This window comes from Ectopseudomonas toyotomiensis, from assembly GCF_017167985.1.
GTDB lineage: Bacteria > Pseudomonadota > Gammaproteobacteria > Pseudomonadales > Pseudomonadaceae > Aquipseudomonas > Aquipseudomonas toyotomiensis.
The window spans coordinates 2,566,422-2,587,872 of the sequence record NZ_CP070505.1; the positions used below are offsets into that span (position 1 = coordinate 2,566,422).

Here is a 21,451-nt window from a genome sequence, read left to right on the forward strand (position 1 = left end):
CAGAATTATTGACAGTGCGCGCCCTCGCGGGCGCCGCTTCCACCCATTGAGAGGATGCCGGAATGACTAGCCTGACTCGTGCCGACTGGGAACAGCGTGCCAAGACCCTGACCATCGAAACCCGTGCGTTCGTACACGGTGAGTACCGCGCCGCCGAGTCTGGTGCTACCTTCGAATGCATCAGCCCGGTCGACGGCCGTCTGCTCGGCATGGTGGCCAGCTGTGACCAGGCTGACGCTGACGTGGCGGTCAAGGATGCCCGCGCCACCTTCGAATCCGGTGTGTGGTCGCGCATGGCCCCGGCCAAGCGCAAGAAGGTGATGATCCGCTTCGCCGAGCTGATCGAAGAGCATGGCCAGGAGCTGGCGCTGCTGGAAACTCTGGACATGGGCAAACCGATCAGCGACTCGCTGAGTATTGACGTCGGCAGCGCCGCCAACGCCATCCGCTGGAGCGGCGAGGCCATCGACAAGATCTACGACGAAGTCGCCGCCACCGCCCATGACGAGCTGGGCCTGGTCACCCGCGAGCCGGTCGGTGTGGTCGCCGCCATCGTGCCGTGGAACTTCCCGCTGCTGATGACCTGCTGGAAGCTTGGCCCGGCGCTGTCCACTGGTAACTCGATCATCCTCAAACCGTCCGAGAAGTCGCCGCTGACCGGTATCCGCATCGCCCAGCTGGCCATCGAGGCCGGCATTCCGGCGGGCGTGTTCAACGTGCTGCCAGGCTTTGGCCACACCGTCGGCAAGGCCCTTGCTCTGCACATGGACGTCGACACCCTGGTGTTCACCGGTTCGACCAAGGTCGCCAAGCAGCTGATGATCTACGCCGGTGAATCGAACATGAAGCGCGTCTGGCTGGAAGCAGGCGGCAAGAGCCCGAACATCGTCTTCGCTGACGCGCCGGACCTGCAGGCCGCTGCCGAAGCGGCTGCCAGCGCCATCGCCTTCAACCAGGGCGAAGTCTGCACCGCCGGTTCGCGCCTGCTGGTGGAGAACTCCATCAAGGACACCTTCGTGCCCATGGTGGTCGAGGCGATCAAGGCCTGGAAGCCGGGCAACCCGCTGGACCCGGCGACCAACGTCGGCGCCCTGGTCGACACCACGCAGATGAACAATGTGCTGAGCTACATCCAGGCCGGCCATGACGACGGCGCCAAGCTGGTGGCCGGCGGCAAGCGGGTGATGGAAGAGACCGGCGGTACCTACGTCGAGCCGACCATCTTCGACGGCGTGAACAACGCCATGCGCATCGCCAAGGAAGAGATCTTCGGCCCGGTGCTGTCGGTGATCGGTTTCGACGATCAGGACGAAGCCATCGCCATTGCCAATGACACCGTCTACGGCCTGGCCGCCGCTGTATGGACCAGCAACCTGTCGCGCGCCCACCTGGTGGGCAAGGCGCTGCGTGCCGGCAGCGTGTGGATCAACCAGTACGATGGCGGCGACATGACCGCGCCGTTCGGCGGCTTCAAGCAGTCCGGCAACGGCCGCGACAAGTCGCTGCACGCGTTCGACAAGTACACCGAGCTGAAGTCCACCTGGATCAAACTGTAACGATAGCGGGGCGATTTCCTGGTCATCGGCCAGGTAATCGGTTCCCCTCTCCCATTTATGGGAGAGGGGCTGGGGGAGAGGGCCGAGAACGTAGAGAAACTGCCGGCTACCCTCGCTCCTGAAACCTACGGCCGGGTTCCCGAGGAGCCCGGCCGTTGTCTTTGCAGCCACTCGTTAACCAAGGAATTCGGCAATGCGTTGGGGCACCTACTTCGCCGTCTGTGCGGCGGTCATCAGCATCGGCCTGGCACTGGGCGTGACCATGCCGCTGGTTTCGCTGCGCCTGGAAAGCTGGGGCTACGACTCCTTCGCCATCGGCGTGATGGCGGCGACTCCGGCTGTCGGCGTGCTGCTCGGTGCGTTGCTGGCCGGGCGTCTGGCGGCGCGCTTCGGCACCACCGTGCTGATGCAGCTGTGTCTGCTGCTGGGTGCGATATCGGTGGCGGGGCTGGCGCTGGTGCAGAACTACGCAGTCTGGGTGGGTCTGCGCCTGTTCATCGGCGTGGCCCTGACCGTGGTGTTCATCCTCGGCGAGAGCTGGATCAACCAACTGGCGGTGGAGAAGTGGCGTGGTCGCCTGGTGGCGTTGTACGGCACCGGTTATGCCCTCAGTCAGCTCAGTGGCCCGTTACTGCTGACGGCGCTCGGTACGACCACCGATGCCGGTTTCTGGACGGGCGTGTGCCTGCTGATCGGCGGCTCACTGGTTCTGCTCGGGCGCACCGGCGCACCCAAGGTGGATGCGCACAGCGCTTCGGGGCGGGGTCTGCTGGTGTTCTGTCGCAAGCTGCCAGCGATTGCCTGGGCGGTGATGTTGTTCGCTGCCTTCGAAGCGATGATGCTGACCCTGCTACCGATCTACGGTCTGCGCCAGGGCTTCACCCAGGAGGTGGCGCTGTTCATGGTCAGCGTGGTGGTGGTGGGCGATGCGGTGCTGCAGCTGCCCATCGGTTGGCTGGCTGACCGCATGTCGAGGCAGTTGCTGTTCCGTGGTTGTGGCATCGTGCTGCTGGTGTCCAGCCTGGCGATTCCGCCGCTGTTGCATACGCCGGTGATCTGGCCGGTGCTGGTGGCCTTCGGTGCCAGTGCCGGCGGCCTGTTCACTCTGTCACTGATCATGATCGGTGAGCGATACCGTGACGACGAACTGGTGCGCGCCAATGCCCATGTCGCCCAGCTGTGGGGCCTGGGCTGCCTGATCGGGCCACTCACTACAGGCGCCGTCAGCCAGTGGCTGAGCGGCCATGCGCTGCCGCTGATGATGGCCACTGGCGCCTTCGTGTTCATCATCCTGGCGAGCAAGCGCGGGGCCTTCAGCGAGATGGAAGCGGCGCGTTCCTGAATCGGCTCAGCGCCACTGCCCGAGCGCCTGCGTGTGCTGCAGGTCGGCCTCTTCGATCAACTCGGCGATGGTCGCGCCGATCTGCTTCACTGCCGCCTCGATCACATCGCTCGGCGGTTCGGCGTAGTTGAGGCGGATGCAGTTACGGTATTTGCCTGCCGCCGAGAAGATGCTGCCCGGCGCGATCTGGATCTTGTGCGGCAGCAGGGCGCGGTTGAGCTTCTGGCTGTCGAAGCCCTGGGGCATCTCCACCCACAGCATGAAGCTGCCCTGCGGACGGCTGACCCGGGTGCCGGCCGGGAAATAGCGGCTGACCCAATCCACCATCAGGTCGCGGCTGCGCAGGTACTGCGCGCGCATGCGCCGTAGGTGCGGTTCGTAGTGCCCGTCCTTGAGGTACTCAGCGATGGCCAACTGCGGTAGCTGTGCGGTGCTGCCGGTGCCCAGGTATTTCATGTGCACCACCTGCTCCAGGTATCGCCCAGGGGCGATCCAGCCGACGCGCAGGCCCGGTGCCAGGGTCTTGGAGAAGGAGCTGCAGAACAGTACGCGGCCGTCCTCATCGAACGATTTTATGCTGCGTGGGCGTGGGTAGCTGTAGGCGAGGTCGGCGTAGACGTCGTCCTCGATGATGGCCACGTCGAAGCGTTGCGCCAGGGCCACCAGGGCGCGCTTGTTGGCGTCGGGCATGATGTAACCGAGCGGGTTGTTGCAGTTGGGCGTGAGCTGGATGGCCTTGATCGGCCACTGCTCCAGGGCCATTTCCAGGGCATCAAGGTTGATCCCGGTGAGCGGGTCGGTGGGCAGTTCCAGCGCCTTCATGCCGAAACCCTTGAGCGCCTGCATCACGCCGTGGAAGCTCGGCGAGTCGACCGCGACGATGTCGCCGGGCTGGCAGATGGCGCGCACCGCCGCCGACAGCGCCTCGTGGCAACCGGTGGTGACCACCAGATCTTCGGCCTCCAGCTGGCAGCCGGAGTCGAGCATCAGCCGGGCGATCTGTTCGCGCAGGCGAGCGTCACCGCGAATGCCGCCGTAGGTGAGCACGTCCGGGTCCTGGCGACGCGCCTGGCGCGACAGGTTGCGCAGCAGCGGTTTCAGCGTCGGGCCGCTGATGTCCGGACGACCGCGGCCCAGCTGCAGCATGTCGTGCTGCGGTGAGCTGCTGATCAGCTCCAGTACGTGATCCCACTGCGAAACTTCCACCGGCCTCTGCGCCGCGCGGCTGATCTGCGGCAGCGCGGGCATCTGTCGCCCCAGCGGTACGAAGTAGCCGGACTTCGGCCGCGGCGAGGCCAGGCCCATGTCCTCCAGATGACGGTAGGCCTGCTGCACCGTGCTGAGGCTGACACCATGCTCCTGGCTCAGGCTGCGTACTGACGGCAGACGGTCGCCGGGACGGTACAGTCCCTGCTCGATGCGGGTGCCGAGTAGTTCGGCCAGATTCAGATAGAGCGTCATGGCAGTCGTCCGGTTCGTCTAAGGTGTATTAACTGAGACCAGTACAGATCAGCACGAAAATTCCCATTCAGGGGAAAATGTACGGAATCTGTATGGAGTTAATAAGAGTTTTTTGGATCTGTCATGACTTTTCTTCTGACGGCATTCTGATCTCCCATGACAGAAGACAACGGGAGAACAGCCATGACCGGGTTCAGCAATACAGATTTCGTAGCACGAGGCGAGGCCGTGCGGATTGCGACGCACGAGGGCGAGGTTCGCTATTTTGGCCGTGACTGGCCGTCCTTCTGGCGGCGCCTGGGCACTCGTCGTGTGCTGCTCAAGCTCAACGACCAGCAGCTGCGCGACATCGGCCTCAGCCGCGCCCAGGCCGAGCGCGAGGCAAGCCTGCCGTTCTGGAAGCTGTAAGGGCAGCTTCGCCGCACGGCACGCCCGTAGGAGCGGCTTCAGCCGCGAACCCTACAGCAGCTCTTTCAGTCGGTGCCAGGCCATGCCCATTGCCAGCAGCGGCGAGCGCAGGTGCTTGCCACCAGGGAAGGTCATGTGCGGCACCTGGGCAAACAGGTCGAAGCCACGGCTTTCCTGGCCGGCGATGGCCTCGGCGAGCAGCTTGCCAGCCAGGTGCGTGGCGTTGACGCCGTGGCCAGCGTAGGCCTGGGCGTGGAACACGTTGGGCTGATCCTTGAGTCGGCCGATCTGCGGCAGGCGGTTGGCGCCGATGCCGATCATTCCGCCCCATTGGTAGTCAATGCGCACATCGGCCAGTTGTGGGAACACCTTGAGCATCTTCGGCTTCATGTAGCCAGCGATATCGGCCGGATCGCGCCCGGAATAGTGGCAGGCACCTCCGAACAGCAGGCGGCGGTCGGCGGAGAGTCGGTAATAGTCGACTGTCACGCGCTGGTCGCACAGCGCCATGTTCTGCGGAATCAGTTGCCGCGCCTGCTCTTCGGAGAGTTGTTCGGTAGCGATGATGTAGCTGCCGGCCGGTAGCACCTTGCCGCTCAGGGTCGGGTTGAGGCCGTTGATGTAGGCATTGCAGGCCAGCACCAGGTACTTGGCGCGCACCTGGCCCTGGGCGGTGTGCACGCGCACCTCGTTGCCGTAGTCGATGCGTGTCACCGGCGAGTCTTCGAACAGCTGCACGCCGAGCGATTGGGCGGCAGCGGCTTCGCCGAGCGCCAGGTTGAGCGGGTGCAGATGGCCCGAGCCCATGTCGATCATGGCACCGTGATAGTTGTCGGAACCGACCACTTCATGGATGCGCTCCTTCGGCACCATGCGCAGTTCGTGACGATAGCCGAGGCTTTCCAGCTCGGCCTTGTCTTCGGCGAAGCCTTCCATGTGCGCCGGCTTGTTGGCCAGGTCGCAGTAGCCCCAGGTCAGATCGCAATCGATCTGGTACTGGGCGACGCGTGCGCGCACGATCTCCACAGCCTCCAGGCCCATCAGCTTGAACTGACGCACGCCGTCCTTGCCGACCACCGATTCGAACTGTTCGACATCATGGCCAACGCCGCGAATCAGCTGCCCGCCGTTGCGCCCGCTGGCGCCCCAGCCGATCTTGCGCGCCTCCAGCACCGCCACCGACAGGCCTTTCTGGGCCAGCTCGATGGCGGTGTTCAAGCCGCTGAAACCGCCACCGACGATGCACACGTCCACCTGCAGCTCACCGCCCAGGGGCGGGTAGGCCTGCTGGCGATTGACGCTGGCGGCGTAATAGGAAGCGGCATGCTGCGGGCTGTGGACGGGCTGGTGAACGCGGGCGTTCATGTGCGAAATCCTGATTTTGTTGTGTGGAAAATTCAACGCAGCATAAGCGCGTGATCCGTCCGACGCCAAGAGGTCAGTGGAAAAAAGCGGGATTTCCCGCAGGGTGTCGCGGGATCGCCCAGGTCTTGCGCACCACTGCTCGCCCAGCAGTTCCCGGATTGCATCCGGGCTACGCCTGGCCTGTTGGGGCGCTGTAAACTGCCACCTCCGTATCAGGGCGCCCGAGCATGAGTTGTACCGACCGCAAGATCGACCACCTGCGCCGCCAGATCCCGCGCTTCGACTGCGTGCCCGGCTGTCACGACTGCTGCGGGCCGGTCACGGCCTCGTCCGAGGAGCTGGCGCGCCTGCCGGTGAAAAGCGAGGCCGAGCATGACGCGGCGCTAGCCGAGTACAACTGCGTGCACCTGGGGCCGAATGGCTGCGAGGTGTATGACCAGCGCCCGCTGATCTGTCGCCTGTTCGGCACCACACCGAACCTGCCGTGCCCACATGGCCGTGGACCGGAGCAGCCGATCGAACCGGCGGTTGAGCGTCAGGTGCACCGTCTGATCGCCACGACGCGGCAGAGGCTGGTGTAGTGGATTTATCGAAGCGTCGATATAATGCGACTCACTATCAATTAGTTGTATTCCCTTACCATGACCAAGTCCTCCCCCAGCGTCGAGCTGATTGGCGCGCTCGCGCTGCATTACGACGATCTGGTGGAGTACGTCCGACGACGTTTCCAGGGCTCTCAATTTGCCCGTGAAGTGGTACACGACGTCTGCGTGCAATTGCTGGAAAAACCCCCTCAGCAGCCGGTCAGCCTGCCTTTTGCCTTTCTGCGTCGCGCCTCGTTCAATCGCGCTATCGACCGCCGTCGTGCTGATAACACCCGCGACGCCTACTTCGAAGTGACTGCCGAGGTGCCGGACTGGCACGTACACGAACTCGATGGTGCCGTCGCGTTGGATTTTGAACAACAGCTCGAAGCCCTGCTGGCAATCATCGATGCTTTGCCGGCACGTGCCCGCCAGGTATTCCTGTTGCATCGCATCCATGGCATGCAGCAGCGTGAGATCGCCGACGAGCTGGGCATTTCCACCAACATGGTGACCCAGCATTTCTCCCGCGCCATGCGCAGCATCGCCAGCGACTGGGAGCCGGCGCGGCGAGCGCTGGCGGGACGCTACTGAAATGCTGGAGCGCCCCGATGATCCTCGACGCGGCAGCGGTGCCGACCCGCTGTCGACGTTCGAGCAAGCCCTGCGTGATCGGGTGCCGTCCCGCGAGGCGCTGCTGGCAGAGGGCAAGGCACAGACGGCACGGCAGCGGCGGCGCAAGCAGGCACTCGGTGGCGGGCTGTCGGTACTGCTGATGGCTGTTGCACTGTGGATGGCCGATCCGGCCTGGCATAGCGAGGAAGTACGTACCGCGGTTGGCCAGCGTGACAGCCTGACGCTGGCCGATGGCAGCCAGGTACTGCTCAACAGTGCCACTCACTTGCGCGTCGAGCGGCGCCTGCGCAGCCGGCAGATCGAACTGCTGGCCGGCGAGGCCACCTTCACTGTCGAACATGCCGATAGCCCTTTCATCGTGCGCAGCCAGGGTGTGTCCGTGCTCGACATCGGCACGGTGTTCAATGTACGCAGTGACGCACGCGGTGTGGCGGTTGCGGTGCTCGAAGGCGAGGTCGAGGTGTCCAGCACGCAGTCGCCGCCGCAGCGTCTTTACAACGGGCAGCAGGTGCTGGCCACAGGTGGGCGGATCAGTGCCGGTGGTGTGGTCGACAGGGTACGCGTCACCGCCTGGCAGCAGGGCAAGCTGCGTTTCGACGGTACGCCGCTGCGTGAGGTGATCGTCGACATCCAGCGCTACCGTCTGGCGCCGGTGCGCCTGGCCGATCCGCGCCTCGGCGAATTGCGTGTATCCGGCGAGTTCGACAGCGCTGCCATCGAGGAACTGATTGAACTGCTGCCGGCCATCCTGCCGGTACTCGTGGTTCGCGGCGGGGATGGCAGCGTGGTGATCAGCGGGCTCTGAGCGTGAGTCACCGGTGCTCGTAGGAGCTGGTCGGGCGAGCGTTGAAAAAATAAACGAGAATTTTTTGCATTCACCCTCAACATCGGTGACCTCTCATCCGCCACTCCCTGTGAACGCCATTTCTGATCGTGTCACGGGGAGCTTCATGGACACTAGAACACCATCGCGCCGCTCGCGGCTGAGCCGTCTTTCACTGTTGGCCGCCGGCATCGTGCTGACCACGACGCTGCACGCGCAGGACACCACGCATGCGCTAAACCTGCCGGCGCAGCCGTTGGATCAGGCCCTCAATGCGCTGGCTGGGCAGACTGATAGCCGCATTCTGTTCGCCACCGATATCGCCGAGGGTCTGAGTGCTCCGGCGGTGACGGGCGAGATGACTTTGCAGCAGGCGCTTGAGCGCCTGCTGAGGGGCTCTAATCTGACGGTGCAGCAAACCAGTGACGGCAGCTTCGTGATTGCTGCCCCGGTAGCGAGCGACGCCGCGCTGGATCTGGGGGTGATCACCATCCAGGGGCAAGGCATGGGCGAAACCACCGAAAACACGGGCTCCTACACGCCTGGCCTTATCAGCGTCGGCTCGAAGAGTCCCATGTCGCTGAAGGGAACCCCGCAATCGGTATCGGTGATCACTCGCCAGGTCATCGAGGATCGCCAGATCACCGACATCAACGAGGCCATGAAGGCGGTACCGGGCATTACGGTGCAGAGCAACACCTTCCGTATCCAGGATTTCTACTCGCGCGGCTTTCCCATCCAGAACATCCAGCTCGACGGTGCTGCGCCAATGGCTCTTGGAACTACTGCCGGTAGTTTCTACTCGTCGAATATCTACGACCTGGCCGAGTTCGACCATGTGGAGGTGCTGCGCGGCAGCAGCGCGCTGTTCGGTGGCACCGGCGACCCCGGCGGCATCATCAATCTGGTACGCAAGCGCCCGCTGGATACCTACCAGCTCAAGTTCAGCGCCTCGGCCGGCAGCTGGGACAACTACCGCAGCGAGCTGGATGTGACCGGCCCGCTAGGGTTCGACGGTAGGCTGCGTGGGCGTATGGTGGTGGCTTATCAGGACCGTCAGTACTTCGTCGACAACCGTGCGACTGACAAGCCGCTGGTTTATGGGGTGCTGGAGGCGGATGTCAGCGACGACACCATGCTCACCGCCGGTCTGCGCTTCAACAAGGTGCACGAAACCGGCACCGCTTCGCAGCTGCCGCGTTACAGCAATGGTGCCGACCTGGGCCTGCCGCGTCACACCGGCCTGTCCACCACCTGGGCCTATGCCGACGGCTTTTCCCGCGAGTACTTCGCCAAGCTCGATCATCGCCTGAACGATGACTGGAAGCTCAATCTCAGCTACACCAACATCTACGACACCATCGACACCAATAACGCCACCACCCTGGGTTCGGTCAACCCAGTCACTGGCGTCGGCGTGACTCGCTATGGCACCTATGTTACCCAGTGGAGCGAGCAGAACCTCTGGGATGCCAATCTCTCTGGCGCCTTCAGCATGTTTGGTCTCGACCATAAGCTGGTCGTTGGTGCGGACTATCAGGAGATCGACAGCCGCTGGTTGGGTACCGGCCGCTTCACCACCGCCGGTGGTGCGGTCAACGTGTTCGACCCGAACTCGACGCCCTGGGACGATCCAGGTGCTCGGCCGCTATTCAGCCGTAACTACAGCCCCAACAGCCAGGAGCAGTACGGCCTGTATTCGAACCTGCGCCTGCAGTTGGCCGAGCCGCTGCACCTGATCCTTGGCGCGCGCGTGCAGCGCTACAAGTTCGACCAGACCTATCAGGTCGCCGACGCGAGCGGGATGGTCTGGGCCCAGCAATCGCGCGTTGACATGCATGAGCCGACCAAGGTCACGCCCTTCGGCGGTATCGTCTACGACCTGACCGACGAGTGGGCCGCGTACGCCAGCTACGCCGAGATCTTCAAGCCGCAACAGAACCTGCTCAGCGGCCCGGCCAGCGCCGGTTCTCCGCTCGACCCGATGACCGGCAAGACCTACGAGACGGGGATCAAGGGTGAGCTCTTCGGCGGCGCGGTCAACACCAGCATCGCGCTGTACTACACCAAGCGCGAAGACCAGTCCGTGCAGGATGCGAACTACCCGGCTACCCAGGTGCTCTTCGGTGGCAACTGCTGCTACCTGAATGGCGGTGAAACCATCAGCAAGGGCATCGACATGGAGATTTCCGGCGAGCTGCTGCGCGATTGGATGCTGATGGCCAGCTACACCCTCAACCTCAACAAGAACCGCGACACGGGCTCGGCGCTGAGCACCGTCACGCCCAAGCACGTGGCCAAGCTGTTCACCACCTACCGCCTGCCGGGTGAGTTGGAGGACTTTCGCGTTGGTGGCGGTGTGGACATCCAGAGCGCCACCTACGTCAGTGGTAGCGCGTCGACCTTTGACAGCCTGGGCGCTGTAGTGCAGGCCAATGTCCCGTTCGAATACAGGCAGGGTGGCTATGCCATCTGGAACGCGATGGTCGACTACCGCATTGACGAGCACTGGAACCTGACCCTCAACGGCAACAACCTGCTCGACAAGAAGTACTACCAGACGGTTGGCGGCGCGACCTACGGTAACTACTACGGCGACCCACGCAACTACATGCTGACCCTGCGCGGCACCTTCTGGTAAGCCTGTTCCCAGCCGAAAAACAAACGCCCGCTGTGCAGCGGGCGTTTTCCATTGCGTGGGGGTTATTCAGGCACCGGCAGTGCCAGGCTCTCCTTCACCTCTTCCATGACGATATAGCTCTTCGACTCGCGCACGTGCGGCAGCTTGAGCAGGATGTCGCCGAGCAGCTTGCGGTAGCTGGCCATCTCGTTGATGCGCGCCTTCACCAGATAGTCGAAGTCGCCGGAGACCAGGTGGCATTCCAGCACGTGCGGCAGCTTGAGTACGGCGCGGCGAAACTCCTCGAAGGTGTCGCCGGATTTGTAGTCCAGGCTGATCTCGACGAACACCAGCAGGTTGGCCTTGAGGTGCTGCGGATTGAGGCGGGCATGGTAGCCCATGATGATGCCTTCGCGCTCCAGACGGCGTACGCGCTCGGTGCAGGGCGTGGTCGACAGCCCCACGCGCTCGCCCAGTTCAGTGAAGCTGATGCGCCCGTCCTCCTGCAGGATGCGTAGGATGTTACGGTCGATCTTGTCCAGTTCACGACGGCTTTGATGCTGGGTTCTCATGGGGAATCCGCCTCTGTAAAACGGCTTTTTGCCAAGAATTCTCGCCAAATATAGCCGTGTATATGGTGAAAAGCACTGCGCGGCTCTTCCTATACTGCGCCCATCGACAACAATGGCCTGTAACGCACGCGCCTTGGGCGCGGCGGGGAGAAAAACATGCGTGTTCTGGTTCTCGGCAGCGGTGTGATTGGTACCGCCAGTGCTTACTACCTCGCCCGTCAGGGCTTCGAGGTGGTGGTGGTCGACCGTCAGAACGGCCCGGCGCTGGAAACCAGCTTCGCCAACGCTGGCCAGGTTTCCCCCGGCTACGCTTCGCCCTGGGCTGCCCCGGGCGTGCCGCTGAAGGCCATCAAGTGGCTGCTGCAGAAGCATGCGCCGCTGGCGATCAAGGCCACTGGCGACGTCGACCAGTACCTGTGGATGGCGCAGATGCTGCGCAACTGCACCGCCAGCCGCTATGCGATCAACAAGGAGCGCATGGTGCGCCTGTCCGAGTACAGCCGCGATTGCCTCGATGAGCTGCGTGCCGAGACCGGCATCGCCTACGAAGGCCGCCAGCTTGGTACCACCCAGCTGTTCCGTACCCAGGCCCAGGTCGATGCCGCTGCCAAGGACATCGCCGTGCTGGAAGCCTCCGGCGTACCGTTCGAGCTGCTCGACCGCGATGGCATCGCCCGCGTCGAGCCTGCCCTGGCTGGCGTCAAACACAAGCTGGCCGGTGCCCTGCGCTTGCCCAACGACCAGACCGGCGACTGCCAGATGTTCACCACCAAGCTGGCGGACATGGCCAAGGCGCTCGGCGTCGAGTTCCGTTTCGGCCAGAACATCCAGCGCCTGGACGCCGTGGGCGACCGCATCAATGGCGTGTGGATCGACGGCAAGCTGGAAACTGCCGACCGCTACGTGCTCGCCCTCGGCAGCTACAGCCCGCAATTGCTCAAGCCGCTGGGCGTGCGTGCACCGGTGTATCCGCTCAAGGGTTATTCCTTGACCGTGCCGATCACCAACGCCGACATGGCGCCGACCTCGACCATTCTCGACGAGACCTACAAGGTCGCCATCACCCGTTTCGATGGCCGTATCCGCGTCGGTGGCATGGCCGAGATCGCCGGTTTCGACCTGTCGCTCAACCCGCGTCGTCGCGAAACCCTGGAGATGATCACCGCCGACCTCTACCCGGAAGGTGGCGATCTGCAACGTGCCGATTTCTGGACCGGCCTGCGTCCGGCCACGCCTGACGGCACGCCGATCGTAGGGGGCACCGCCTTCCGTAACCTGTTCCTCAACACCGGCCACGGCACCCTGGGCTGGACCATGGCCTGCGGTTCCGGTCGCCTGCTCGCCGATCTGATGGCCAACAAGCGTCCGCAGATCAGCGCCGATGGACTGGATATCTCGCGTTACTCGCGCAAGGCGCGTGAAGTGCAAGCTGCACCGCAGCCGCTGCGCACCTGATAGCCTTCGCGCTTTCGCACTCCAAGGAGCTTTAGCTTTATGTCGATTCAGCGCCTGCATGTGGCCAAACGCTACAGCGAAGTGGTGATCCACAACGGCACGATTTACCTCGCCGGTCAGTTGGCCGATGACTTCGACGGCGACATCCGCGAGCAGACCCGGCAGACCCTGGCCAACATCGACAAGATGCTGGCCGAGGGTGGCAGCGACAAGAGCAAGATCCTTTCGCTGACCATCTTCCTCAAGGACATGGCCGACTACGACGGCCTCAACGCCGAATACGACGCCTGGGTCGCCGACGGCAATGCACCGGCCCGCGCCTGCGTCGAGGCGAAGATGTACAAGCCCGAAGTGCTGGTGGAAATGTGTGTGGTGGCTGCCGTCTGAGGCGGCCACAGCCTCTTTTGTGTTGGCTTTTCACCCGGCTCCCCTGCCGGGTTTTTTTTGAATGACGATTTGCCGGCATGTGGCCCGGATGCACTCCGGGAACCTGCGCCGACATGGCCCCGGATTTCATTCGGGCTACGAAAAAACCGTCGCTTCAGCGAATGATTGAGAGATAAACGACCATGCGTCCCGCCCGTGCCCTGATCGACCTCGACGCCCTGCGTCACAACTACCGCCTGGCCCGCGAACTGAGTGGCGCCCGTGCTCTGGCCGTGGTCAAGGCCGATGCCTACGGACATGGCTCGGTACGCTGTGCGCAGGCACTCGAAGCCGAGGCCGACGGCTTTGCCGTGGCCTGCATCGAAGAGGCGCTGATACTGCGCGAAGCGGGCATTCGCGCACCTATCCTGCTGCTCGAAGGCTTTTTCGAGGCTGATGAGCTGGCGCTGATCGAGCAGCATGACCTGTGGTGCGTGATTCATGCACAGTGGCAGATCGAGGTCATCGAGCAGGCCCAACTGAGCAAGCCGCTGACCGCGTGGCTCAAACTCGACAGCGGCATGCACCGTGTCGGCCTGCCCCCGGCCGATTATCAGCATGCCTATCGTCGCTTGCTGGCCAGCGGCAAGGTCAGCAAGATCGTGCTGATGAGCCACTTCGCCCGTGCCGACGAGCCCGAGTGTGAGCGCACGAGCGAACAGCTGGCGGTGTTCCAGCAGGCGCGCGAAGGGCTCGCCGCCGAGGTCAGCCTGCGCAATTCGCCGGCCGTGCTCGGCTGGCCGCAGGTGCCAAGCGACTGGGTGCGCCCCGGCATCATGCTTTACGGCGCCACGCCTTTCGAGCAGGTTCAGGAGCAGGCCGCGCGCCTGCAGCCGGTGATGACCCTTGAGTCGAAGGTCATCAGCGTGCGTGAACTGCCGGCCGGCGAGCCGGTGGGTTATGGCGCGCGCTTCGTCGCCGAAAGACCGACCCGCGTCGGTGTGGTCGCCATGGGCTATGCCGACGGCTATCCGCGCCATGCGCCGAGCGGCACACCGGTGATGGTGGACGGCCAGTTGACCCGCCTGATCGGCCGCGTGTCGATGGACATGCTGACCGTGGACCTGACCGATCTGCCACAGGCCGGCCTCGGCAGCCATGTCGAACTATGGGGCAAGCAGGTGCTGGCCAGCGACGTGGCCATGGCGGCTGGTAGTATTCCCTATCAGATTTTTTGCAATCTGCGGCGAGTGCCGCTGCTCTATCTCGGGGGCTGAGCTTGCCGTGTAGGCGAAGGGTGAACGCAAGTGTTGTAAATTCCGAACGCTATGCCATGATACGGACACTTTTCCGTCTCTTATCCCAAGGGGGATTCCAGCATTGGACGTCGGCGTTCGACTGCAATCGATTCGTAAGCTCAAAGGCCTATCCCAGCGTGAACTCGCCAAGCGGGCGGGCGTCACCAACAGCACCATTTCCATGATCGAGAAGAACAGTGTCAGCCCCTCGATCAGTTCGCTGAAAAAGGTGCTCGGCGGCATTCCCATGTCGCTGGTGGAATTCTTCTCGCTCGACATGGAGCAGGAGAACCAGACCCAGGTGGTCTATCGTGCCGCCGAACTGACCGATATCTGTAGTGGCGCCATCACCATGAAGCTGATTGGCAAGGCCCACCCGAGTCGCGCCATTTCCTTCCTCGACGAAACCTACCCGGCCGGCACCGACACCGGTGACGAAATGTACGCCCACGAAGGCGAAGAGGCTGGCATGCTGGTCGAGGGCAAGCTGGAGCTGACCGTTGGCAACGAGGTGTTCATCCTCGAACCGGGCGACAGCTATTACTTCGAAAGCAGCAAGCCGCATCGCTTCCGCAATCCGTTCGATGTACCGGCGCGGTTGATCAGTGCCACGACGCCAGCGAACTTCTGATCAATAACCCTGCGACAATATGGGTTGTTTCGGCCTGGCCTGCTTGCCGTTATACTGTCGCCCGCTCGCGAAACCGTGGCCGCGGGCGTGACTAGCCACGAAGAGGGTGTACCGTGAATCTGATGAAGAAAATGCTGGCAGTACCGGCTGCCGTATTGGCCCTGTGGGCAGTGACTGCTCAGGCCACGACCGATGAAGCTATCGCCGAGCGCCTCAAGCCTGTAGGCGAGGTGTGCATCATGGGCGAAGAGTGCAAGGGCGTCGAAACCGTCGCCGCATCCGCCGGTGGTGGTGCACGTACCGCTGACGACATCATCGCCAAGCATTGCAATGCCTGCCACGCCACCGGTGTGCTGGACGCGCCGAAGATCGGCGACACCGCTGCCTGGAAAGAGCGTGCCGACCACCAGGGCGGCCTCGACGGCATCCTGGCCAAGGCCATCTCCGGCATCAACGCCATGCCGCCGAAAGGCACCTGCGCTGATTGCTCGGACGACGAACTGCGCGAAGCGATCAAGAAGATGTCCGGTCTGTAAGAGCCGTCTCTTCCCTGAAAAACCGCCCTCCGGGCGGTTTTTTCGTTTCTGGCGGCGGCATGCAACCATGCCGGTGGCTATACAGTCCAAGCTGCATTCGTCATGGATGTCGCGAGGAGCGTCAGATGCCGCACACCTGTACCCTCGAACAAGCCGTCGACCGCGTACTGAGCGAGATCGCCGGGCCGATTCATCTGGGTTTACCACTCGGTTTGGGCAAGCCCAATCGCTGGGTCAACGCGCTGTATGCACGGGTGCGGGAGATGCCCGAGCGGCAACTGACCATCTACACCGCGTTGTGCCTGGCGCGTCCGCGTGCCGCTCAGGACTTGCAGCGGCGCTTTCTCGAACCTTTCGTCGACCGGGTCTACGGCGATTATCCTGAGCTGGATTTTCTCGCCGATCTGCACAGCGGCAACCTGCCGAGCAACGTGCGCGTCGAGCAGTTCTTCTTCCAGCCCGGCAGCCTGCTCGAATGCGAGCCGGCGCAGCAGGACTACATCAGCAGCAACTACAGCCATGTCGCCCGTGACCTCAATGCCAAGGGCCTGAATCTGGTCGCCCAACTGGTCGCCGTCGACGCCGCGCAGCCCGAGCACTTCAGCCTGAGTTGCAACCCGGACATCACCCTCGATCTGCTGCCGCTGCTGGACAAGCGCCGCGAGGCTGGCGAGACCGTGCTCAGCGTCGCTCAGATCCACAGTGAGCTGCCCTACATGGCCGGCGATGCCCAGGTGTCGCGCGATACCTTCGATATCCATATCGGCGAGGACGAGCGCACCACGCTGTTTTCCACACCGAACATGCCGGTGACCCTGCAGGATCATTGCATCGGCCTGTTCGCCAGCGCTCTGGTGCGCGACGGCGGCACCCTGCAGATCGGCATTGGTGCGATGGGAGATGCCGTGGCGTCGGCGCTGATGGCCAGGCAGGACGACAATGCCCGCTATCGCGCGCTGTTGCAGGCGCTGCATGCTAATGAGTGGGCGGGGGAAATCACCGCCAACGGCGGTGTCGAACCGCTCGATCATGGGCTCTATGGCTGCAGCGAAATGTTCGTCAACGGCTTGCTGGCACTGGCTGAGGCTGGTCTGCTGCGACGCCGGGTCTACCCGGATCTGCGCCTGCAGCGTCTGGCCTCTGGTGGTGCGCTGGATAAAAAGGGCCAGCCACACAGCATTCAGGCGCTCGTCGACGCGGGGCTGCCGACGAAGTTGCAGCCAAGCGATCTGGCCTGGCTGCGCGATAGCGGCTTGCTGCGTGGCGAAATCCGGCTGGAGAATGGCGAGTTACACCTGCCTGACGGTAGCCAAGTCGCGGCTGACCTGAGCGATCCTCAGGCGCAGGCTCGCCTGCAGTCCTGCCTCGGCAGCGCGCAGGGCGGCGTGGTGCTGCATGGCGGTTTCTTTCTCGGCCCGGAAAGCTTCTACCGGCGTCTGCGCGAGCTGGATGACAGCGAACGGCAGCGCTTTGCCATGACCGGCATCCGCTATATCAACGAGCTGTACGGCGAAGAGGAACTCAAGCGTCTGCAGCGCCGTGATGCACGCTTCATCAATACCGCTTTCACCATGACCCTGCTCGGTGCGGGTGTGGCCGATCAACTGGAGGACGGTCGGGTGCTTAGCGGCGTAGGCGGCCAATACAACTTCGTCGCCCAGGCCCATGCGCTGGAGGATGCGCGCTCGATCCTGCTGCTGCGCAGCTGGCGCGAGTCAGACGGCGAGGTGAATTCGAACATCGTCTGGGAGTATGGCCACGCCACTATCCCTCGGCACTTGCGCGATATCGTGGTGACCGAATACGGCATCGCCGATCTGCGTGGCAAGACCGATGCCCAGGTGATCGAGGCGCTGCTCAAGATCAGCGATTCACGCTTCCAGAATGGGCTGATCGAGCAGGCCCAGCAGGCCGGCAAGCTGCCGGCGGATTTCCGGCTCGATGAGCGCTTCGGCAGCAACCTGCCCGAACGCCTGGAGGCGCTGCGCACTGAGCATTCGTCGCTGTTCGCCGAATATCCACTGGGCAGCGACTTCAGCACGGTGGAGCAGGATCTGGTGCGGGCGCTGAGCTGGCTCAAGAGCAAGCTGCGTCTGACCGAAGTACTGGAACTGGGCAAGTCCACCCTCGATGCGCCCGAACCGGCAGCCTATGCCGAGCATCTGCGACGCATGAGTCTGGAGGCGCCTGACGGGGTGCGTGAAGCCCTCTACCAGCGCTTGCTGCTGGCCGGGTTGCAGGCAACCAGCGGGCCTTAGTCGAGGAAACGTACCTGGCCGTTCTCCAGCGCGGCAACACGGGCCAGCGACTCGACACGGTAGCCTTCGCTCTCCAGCAGGTTGCGGCCGTCCTGGAAGGATTTTTCGATGACGATGCCGATACCGGCAATCTGGGCACCGGCTTGCTGGATCAGGTCGATCAGCGCCTTGGCGGCATGGCCGTTGGCGAGGAAGTCGTCGATCACCAGGACGCGGTCCGCGGCGGTCAGGTGACGGGCGGAAATGGCGATGGTGCTTTCGGTCTGCTTGGTGAAGGAGAACACCTTGGAGATCAGCAGGTCGTCCTTGAGCGTCAGCGACTGGAACTTGCGCGCGAAGATCACCGGAATGCCCAGCTCCAGGCCAGCCATCACCGCCGGGGCGATACCCGAAGCCTCGATGGTGACGATCTTGGTGATGCCCTGGCTGGCGAAACGCTGGGCGAACTCGTGGCCGATCTCCTGCATCAGGCGCGGATCGATCTGGTGGTTGAGAAAGGCGTCCACCTTGAGTACATGCTCGGACAGCACGATGCCTTCGCTGCGAATCTTCTGTTTCAACGACTCCACGGTCGATCCTCTGGTTGAGCAGAAAAGCTGCGGATTTTCGCTCAAAACGACCTGCATTGTGTAGCAAAACCGCAGCCTGCCCGATAGTCGTAGCCAGTTGACCGCTTGGACAGGTTGGTAGCCCGGATGTAATCCGGGGGCGCACTCTGCTCAGGCGCTCTTGCTCAGCCGCCGCAGAATGTCCCTGGGAATGCCGCGCGTATCCAGCGGCAGCTTGTCCGGCGCGGGCTCTATGCCCAGTTCGTAGAGCCAGTTTAGGGCGTACTCGCGCAGTTGCTTGATCTCGTAGGCTTGCCACTGTTCGCGAATCGCTGGAAAGGCCTCGATCTCGTAGTCGAACGCGCGCAGCGGCCTGCGTCCGGTCAGCGCGGCGCTGAGCAGCGGGTGGGCATGCGGATCGTCAAGGGTGAACAGGAAGGATTCACGCATGGCCACGCGCTGGGGAATGTCGAGGTTGGGCATCTGGCTGTAGCGCTCGGGATCGAGTTCGATCTGCTGGCGTTCGTCGCTGTAGTGATCTTCCGCAGGCAGGCTCAGCACGCTACCGCTCTCCAGATCCAGCCAGTTCTCCTGTGGTTCGCGACCGTTGATCAGTCGAGTCAGGGCGTCGAGGTCGAGCGTGAATGTGCGCATGGTTTCAGCCCCTGTTTCCGAACGATGTCTTCTTTCTGACTGGCAAATATGGCGAGGGTGCCAGTTGAAGTGGTGGGCTGAAGCGGATCGCCGCCCGGCCCACCCTGCGCTGTGCATGAGTAGGGTGGGCTTCAGCCCACCAGACAACAAGCCCCGCGCTTCAGCGTTTGAGCATCGCCCGCATATTGGCCAGGGCGTCATTGCCGCGCGCCGCCTTGACCTCCACCGGCGCCTCTTCCAGGCCTTCCCACACCAGGTCCTCCGGCGGCAGCTCATCGAGGAAGCGGCTCGGCGAGCAGTCGATCACCTCGCCGTACTGCTTGCGCTTGGCCGCGAAGGTCAGCGCCAGGTTGCGCTTGGCGCGGGTGATGCCGACGTAGGCCAGGCGCCGCTCTTCCTCGATGGTGTCGGCTTCGATACTGGAACGGTGAGGGAGAATCTCTTCCTCGAAGCCGATGATGTACACCGACGGAAACTCCAGGCCCTTGGAGGCGTGCATGGTCATCATCTGCACGCCCTCGGCGCCTTCTTCCTCTTCCTGCTGGCGCTCGAGCATGTCGCGCAGCACCAGCTTGCCGATGGCGTCTTCGATGGTCATGTCGCCGTCTTCGTCACGCTCCAGCGTGCTCTTCAGCGCATCGACGAGGAACCAGACGTTGCCCATGCGCGCGTCGGCCACCTTGTCGCTGGAGGCGTTCTGGCGCAGCCAGTTCTCGTAGTCGATGTCCATGACCATGCTGCGGATGGCGGCGATAGGATCGTTCTGCGCGCACTCTTGGCGCACCCGGTCCATCCAGCGGGTGAAGCGCTGCAGGCGCTCGGTGAAGCGCGCGTCGAGATGCTCGCCGAGGCCCATCTCGCCGGCTGCGGCGTACATGCTGATCTTGCGCTCGTTGGCGTAGTTGCCGAGTTTTTCCAGGGTGGCGGAGCCGATCTCGCGGCGCGGCACGTTGATCACGCGCAGGAAGGCGTTGTCGTCGTCCGGGTTGACCAGCAGGCGGAAGTAACTCATCAGGTCCTTCACTTCCTGGCGGGCGAAGAAGCTGGTGCCGCCGGATAGGCGATAGGGAATCTGGTGGTGCTGCAGTTTCAGCTCCATCAGCTTGGCCTGGTAGTTGCCGCGATAGAGGATGGCGAATTCGCTGTAGGGACGCTGGGTACGCAGATGCTCGGTGAGAATTTCCAGGGCCACCCGTTCGCACTCGGCGTCTTCGTTGCGGGTGCGGATCACGCGAATCTCGTCGCCCATGCCCATCTCGCTCCACAGCTGCTTCTCGAACACGTGCGGGTTGTTGGCGATCAGCACGTTGGCGCATTTGAGGATACGGCTGGTGGAGCGGTAGTTCTGCTCCAGCATCACCACTTTCAGCGACGGATAGTCCTCTTTCAGCAGCATCAGGTTTTCCGGGCGCGCGCCACGCCAGGCGTAGATCGACTGGTCGTCGTCGCCGACCACGGTGAACTGGTTGCGCATGCCCACCAGCATCTTCACCAGCAGGTACTGGCTGGCGTTGGTGTCCTGGTATTCGTCGACCAGCAGGTAGCGGATGCGGTTCTGCCATTTCTCCAGGATGTCGGCGTGCTCCTGGAAGAGTTTCACCGGCAGCAGGATCAGGTCGTTGAAGTCCACCGCGTTGTACGCCTTGAGCGTGCGCTGGTAGTGCAGGTAGACGATGGCGGCAGTCTGTTCCTTGGGATTGCGCGCCTTGGCCAGGGCTTCGTCGGGCAGGATCAGGTCGTTCTTCCAGCTGTCGATGAGGTTCTTTACCTCGTCGGCACCGTCGTCGCCGGAATACTCCTTCTGCATGATGTCGCTGAGCAGCGCCTTGATGTCGCCGTCGTCGAAGATCGAGAAACCGGGCTTGTAGCCCAGGCGCGCGTATTCCTTGCGGATGATGTTCATGCCCAGGTTGTGGAAGGTGGACACGGTCAGACCACGCGCCTCACTGCCCTTGAGCAGGGTGCCGACGCGCTCCTTCATCTCGCGCGCGGCCTTGTTGGTGAAGGTCATGGCGACGATGTGCTGGGCGCGGATGCCGCAGTTCTGCACCAGGTGGGCGATCTTGCGCGTGATCACGCTGGTCTTGCCGGAACCGGCACCGGCGAGCACCAGAAGCGGGCCGCCGACGTAGTTCACGGCCTCTTGTTGCCGGGGGTTCAGTCGGGACATGGGATCGTTCGCAGAAAAAGGGCCGCGCATTTTAACAGGCCTGGCGACTTCTGCCGCGGCCGTCCGGAACTGTGGCCTAGCGCACGAAATTGCATAGCCATGCACTTGGTTAATCACTTTATTCCAGTACTCTGGTCCCACTTGTCGGTTTACTGGCTATACCTCAGG

Annotated in this window: 19 protein-coding genes; 13 read left to right on the forward strand and 6 right to left on the reverse strand. The window is 63.2% G+C overall.

The window, feature by feature from the left end; all coding sequences use genetic code 11:
* Positions 1-62: 62 nt before the first annotated feature.
* On the forward strand, positions 63-1,556 hold the full coding sequence (locus JWV26_RS11845) for an aldehyde dehydrogenase (RefSeq protein WP_206419141.1): 1,494 nt from the start codon (positions 63-65) through the stop codon (positions 1,554-1,556).
* Positions 1,557-1,749: 193 nt separating this feature from the next.
* Positions 1,750-2,898 carry an MFS transporter gene (locus JWV26_RS11850; RefSeq protein ID WP_072423593.1) on the forward strand — a complete coding sequence of 383 codons (1,149 nt, stop codon included), beginning with the start codon at positions 1,750-1,752 and terminating at the stop codon, positions 2,896-2,898.
* A gap of 6 nt (positions 2,899-2,904) precedes the next feature.
* Here the strand turns inward: JWV26_RS11850 and JWV26_RS11855 are convergent, their stop codons facing one another.
* Positions 2,905-4,359, reverse strand: a complete 1,455-nt coding sequence (locus tag JWV26_RS11855; RefSeq protein ID WP_206419142.1) for an aminotransferase-like domain-containing protein — start codon at positions 4,357-4,359, stop codon at positions 2,905-2,907.
* Between the two features lie 228 nt (positions 4,360-4,587).
* On the opposite strand from JWV26_RS11855, the gene JWV26_RS24370 reads away from it, so the two are divergent.
* Positions 4,588-4,767, forward strand: a complete 180-nt coding sequence (locus JWV26_RS24370) for a DUF1127 domain-containing protein (RefSeq protein WP_420890295.1) — start codon at positions 4,588-4,590, stop codon at positions 4,765-4,767.
* Between the two features lie 51 nt (positions 4,768-4,818).
* Here JWV26_RS24370 and JWV26_RS11865 read toward each other — a convergent pair whose 3' ends face one another.
* Positions 4,819-6,132, reverse strand: coding sequence for an NAD(P)/FAD-dependent oxidoreductase (locus JWV26_RS11865; RefSeq protein ID WP_206419143.1), 1,314 nt, complete (start codon positions 6,130-6,132; stop codon positions 4,819-4,821).
* A 227-nt stretch (positions 6,133-6,359) separates the two neighbouring features.
* Between JWV26_RS11865 and JWV26_RS11870 the strand changes: the two genes are divergently transcribed.
* From JWV26_RS11870 to JWV26_RS11885, 4 genes are all read left to right on the forward strand, one after another.
* Positions 6,360-6,713, forward strand: coding sequence for a YkgJ family cysteine cluster protein (locus JWV26_RS11870; RefSeq protein WP_074915300.1), 354 nt, complete (start codon positions 6,360-6,362; stop codon positions 6,711-6,713).
* Between the two features lie 60 nt (positions 6,714-6,773).
* Positions 6,774-7,310, forward strand: a complete 537-nt coding sequence (locus JWV26_RS11875) for a sigma-70 family RNA polymerase sigma factor (protein ID WP_074915298.1) — start codon at positions 6,774-6,776, stop codon at positions 7,308-7,310.
* A gap of 1 nt (position 7,311) precedes the next feature.
* Positions 7,312-8,157, forward strand: coding sequence for a FecR family protein (locus tag JWV26_RS11880; RefSeq protein WP_206419144.1), 846 nt, complete (start codon positions 7,312-7,314; stop codon positions 8,155-8,157).
* Positions 8,158-8,302: 145 nt separating this feature from the next.
* Positions 8,303-10,816, forward strand: a complete 2,514-nt coding sequence (locus JWV26_RS11885) for a TonB-dependent siderophore receptor (protein WP_206419145.1) — start codon at positions 8,303-8,305, stop codon at positions 10,814-10,816.
* Positions 10,817-10,878: 62 nt separating this feature from the next.
* On the opposite strand, the gene dadR is transcribed toward JWV26_RS11885, so the two are convergent.
* Positions 10,879-11,367 (reverse strand): transcriptional regulator DadR, encoded by a 489-nt coding sequence (gene dadR, locus JWV26_RS11890; protein ID WP_013713454.1) that lies wholly within the window; start codon positions 11,365-11,367, stop codon positions 10,879-10,881.
* A gap of 156 nt (positions 11,368-11,523) precedes the next feature.
* Between dadR and dadA the strand changes: the two genes are divergently transcribed.
* The 6 genes from dadA (at position 11,524) to JWV26_RS11920 (ending at position 17,911) form a co-directional block, all read left to right on the forward strand.
* Entirely contained in the window at positions 11,524-12,822 is a 1,299-nt protein-coding gene (gene dadA, locus JWV26_RS11895) for a D-amino acid dehydrogenase (RefSeq protein WP_206419146.1), read from the forward strand.
* A 39-nt stretch (positions 12,823-12,861) separates the two neighbouring features.
* Positions 12,862-13,209 (forward strand): RidA family protein, encoded by a 348-nt coding sequence (locus JWV26_RS11900; protein ID WP_079784941.1) that lies wholly within the window; start codon positions 12,862-12,864, stop codon positions 13,207-13,209.
* Between the two features lie 182 nt (positions 13,210-13,391).
* Positions 13,392-14,465, forward strand: coding sequence for an alanine racemase (gene alr, locus JWV26_RS11905; protein WP_206419147.1), 1,074 nt, complete (start codon positions 13,392-13,394; stop codon positions 14,463-14,465).
* Positions 14,466-14,568: 103 nt separating this feature from the next.
* A complete protein-coding gene (locus tag JWV26_RS11910) occupies positions 14,569-15,117 on the forward strand; it encodes a cupin domain-containing protein (RefSeq protein ID WP_004423167.1) in 549 nt (182 codons plus the stop codon).
* Between the two features lie 113 nt (positions 15,118-15,230).
* Positions 15,231-15,653, forward strand: coding sequence for a c-type cytochrome (locus JWV26_RS11915; protein WP_017678283.1), 423 nt, complete (start codon positions 15,231-15,233; stop codon positions 15,651-15,653).
* Between the two features lie 125 nt (positions 15,654-15,778).
* Positions 15,779-17,911, forward strand: coding sequence for an acetyl-CoA hydrolase/transferase family protein (locus JWV26_RS11920; RefSeq protein WP_206419148.1), 2,133 nt, complete (start codon positions 15,779-15,781; stop codon positions 17,909-17,911).
* Here the strand turns inward: JWV26_RS11920 and JWV26_RS11925 are convergent.
* The 3 genes from JWV26_RS11925 to rep all read right to left on the reverse strand — a co-directional run bounded on the left by JWV26_RS11925 (position 17,908) and on the right by rep (position 21,283).
* The gene (locus JWV26_RS11925) at positions 17,908-18,480 is read right to left on the reverse strand and encodes a xanthine phosphoribosyltransferase (RefSeq protein ID WP_206419149.1); all 573 of its coding nucleotides are present in this window, start codon (positions 18,478-18,480) and stop codon (positions 17,908-17,910) included. The two genes, JWV26_RS11920 and JWV26_RS11925, sit on opposite strands and share 4 nt — an antisense overlap.
* A gap of 150 nt (positions 18,481-18,630) precedes the next feature.
* Positions 18,631-19,113 (reverse strand): UPF0158 family protein, encoded by a 483-nt coding sequence (locus JWV26_RS11930; RefSeq protein WP_206419150.1) that lies wholly within the window; start codon positions 19,111-19,113, stop codon positions 18,631-18,633.
* Positions 19,114-19,273: 160 nt separating this feature from the next.
* Positions 19,274-21,283 (reverse strand): DNA helicase Rep, encoded by a 2,010-nt coding sequence (rep, locus tag JWV26_RS11935; RefSeq protein WP_074915278.1) that lies wholly within the window; start codon positions 21,281-21,283, stop codon positions 19,274-19,276.
* Between the last annotated feature and the right edge of the window lie 168 nt (positions 21,284-21,451).

Excerpts from the sequence above, each read along its gene's own strand:
- JWV26_RS11880 (WP_206419144.1), top strand. The coding sequence starts at position 7,312 with ATGCTGGAGCGCCCCGATGATCCTCGACGCGGCAGCGGTGCCGACCCG.
- JWV26_RS11870 (WP_074915300.1), top strand. The coding sequence starts at position 6,360 with ATGAGTTGTACCGACCGCAAGATCGACCACCTGCGCCGCCAGATCCCG.
- rep (WP_074915278.1), bottom strand. The coding sequence starts at position 21,283 with ATGTCCCGACTGAACCCCCGGCAACAAGAGGCCGTGAACTACGTCGGC.
- dadR (WP_013713454.1), bottom strand. The coding sequence starts at position 11,367 with ATGAGAACCCAGCATCAAAGCCGTCGTGAACTGGACAAGATCGACCGT.
- JWV26_RS11855 (WP_206419142.1), bottom strand. The coding sequence starts at position 4,359 with ATGACGCTCTATCTGAATCTGGCCGAACTACTCGGCACCCGCATCGAG.
- JWV26_RS11865 (WP_206419143.1), bottom strand. The coding sequence starts at position 6,132 with ATGAACGCCCGCGTTCACCAGCCCGTCCACAGCCCGCAGCATGCCGCT.
- JWV26_RS11930 (WP_206419150.1), bottom strand. The coding sequence starts at position 19,113 with ATGCGCACATTCACGCTCGACCTCGACGCCCTGACTCGACTGATCAAC.
- JWV26_RS11900 (WP_079784941.1), top strand. The coding sequence starts at position 12,862 with ATGTCGATTCAGCGCCTGCATGTGGCCAAACGCTACAGCGAAGTGGTG.
- JWV26_RS11920 (WP_206419148.1), top strand. The coding sequence starts at position 15,779 with ATGCCGCACACCTGTACCCTCGAACAAGCCGTCGACCGCGTACTGAGC.
- JWV26_RS11850 (WP_072423593.1), top strand. The coding sequence starts at position 1,750 with ATGCGTTGGGGCACCTACTTCGCCGTCTGTGCGGCGGTCATCAGCATC.
- JWV26_RS11885 (WP_206419145.1), top strand. The coding sequence starts at position 8,303 with ATGGACACTAGAACACCATCGCGCCGCTCGCGGCTGAGCCGTCTTTCA.
- alr (WP_206419147.1), top strand. The coding sequence starts at position 13,392 with ATGCGTCCCGCCCGTGCCCTGATCGACCTCGACGCCCTGCGTCACAAC.
- JWV26_RS11845 (WP_206419141.1), top strand. The coding sequence starts at position 63 with ATGACTAGCCTGACTCGTGCCGACTGGGAACAGCGTGCCAAGACCCTG.
- JWV26_RS11875 (WP_074915298.1), top strand. The coding sequence starts at position 6,774 with ATGACCAAGTCCTCCCCCAGCGTCGAGCTGATTGGCGCGCTCGCGCTG.
- dadA (WP_206419146.1), top strand. The coding sequence starts at position 11,524 with ATGCGTGTTCTGGTTCTCGGCAGCGGTGTGATTGGTACCGCCAGTGCT.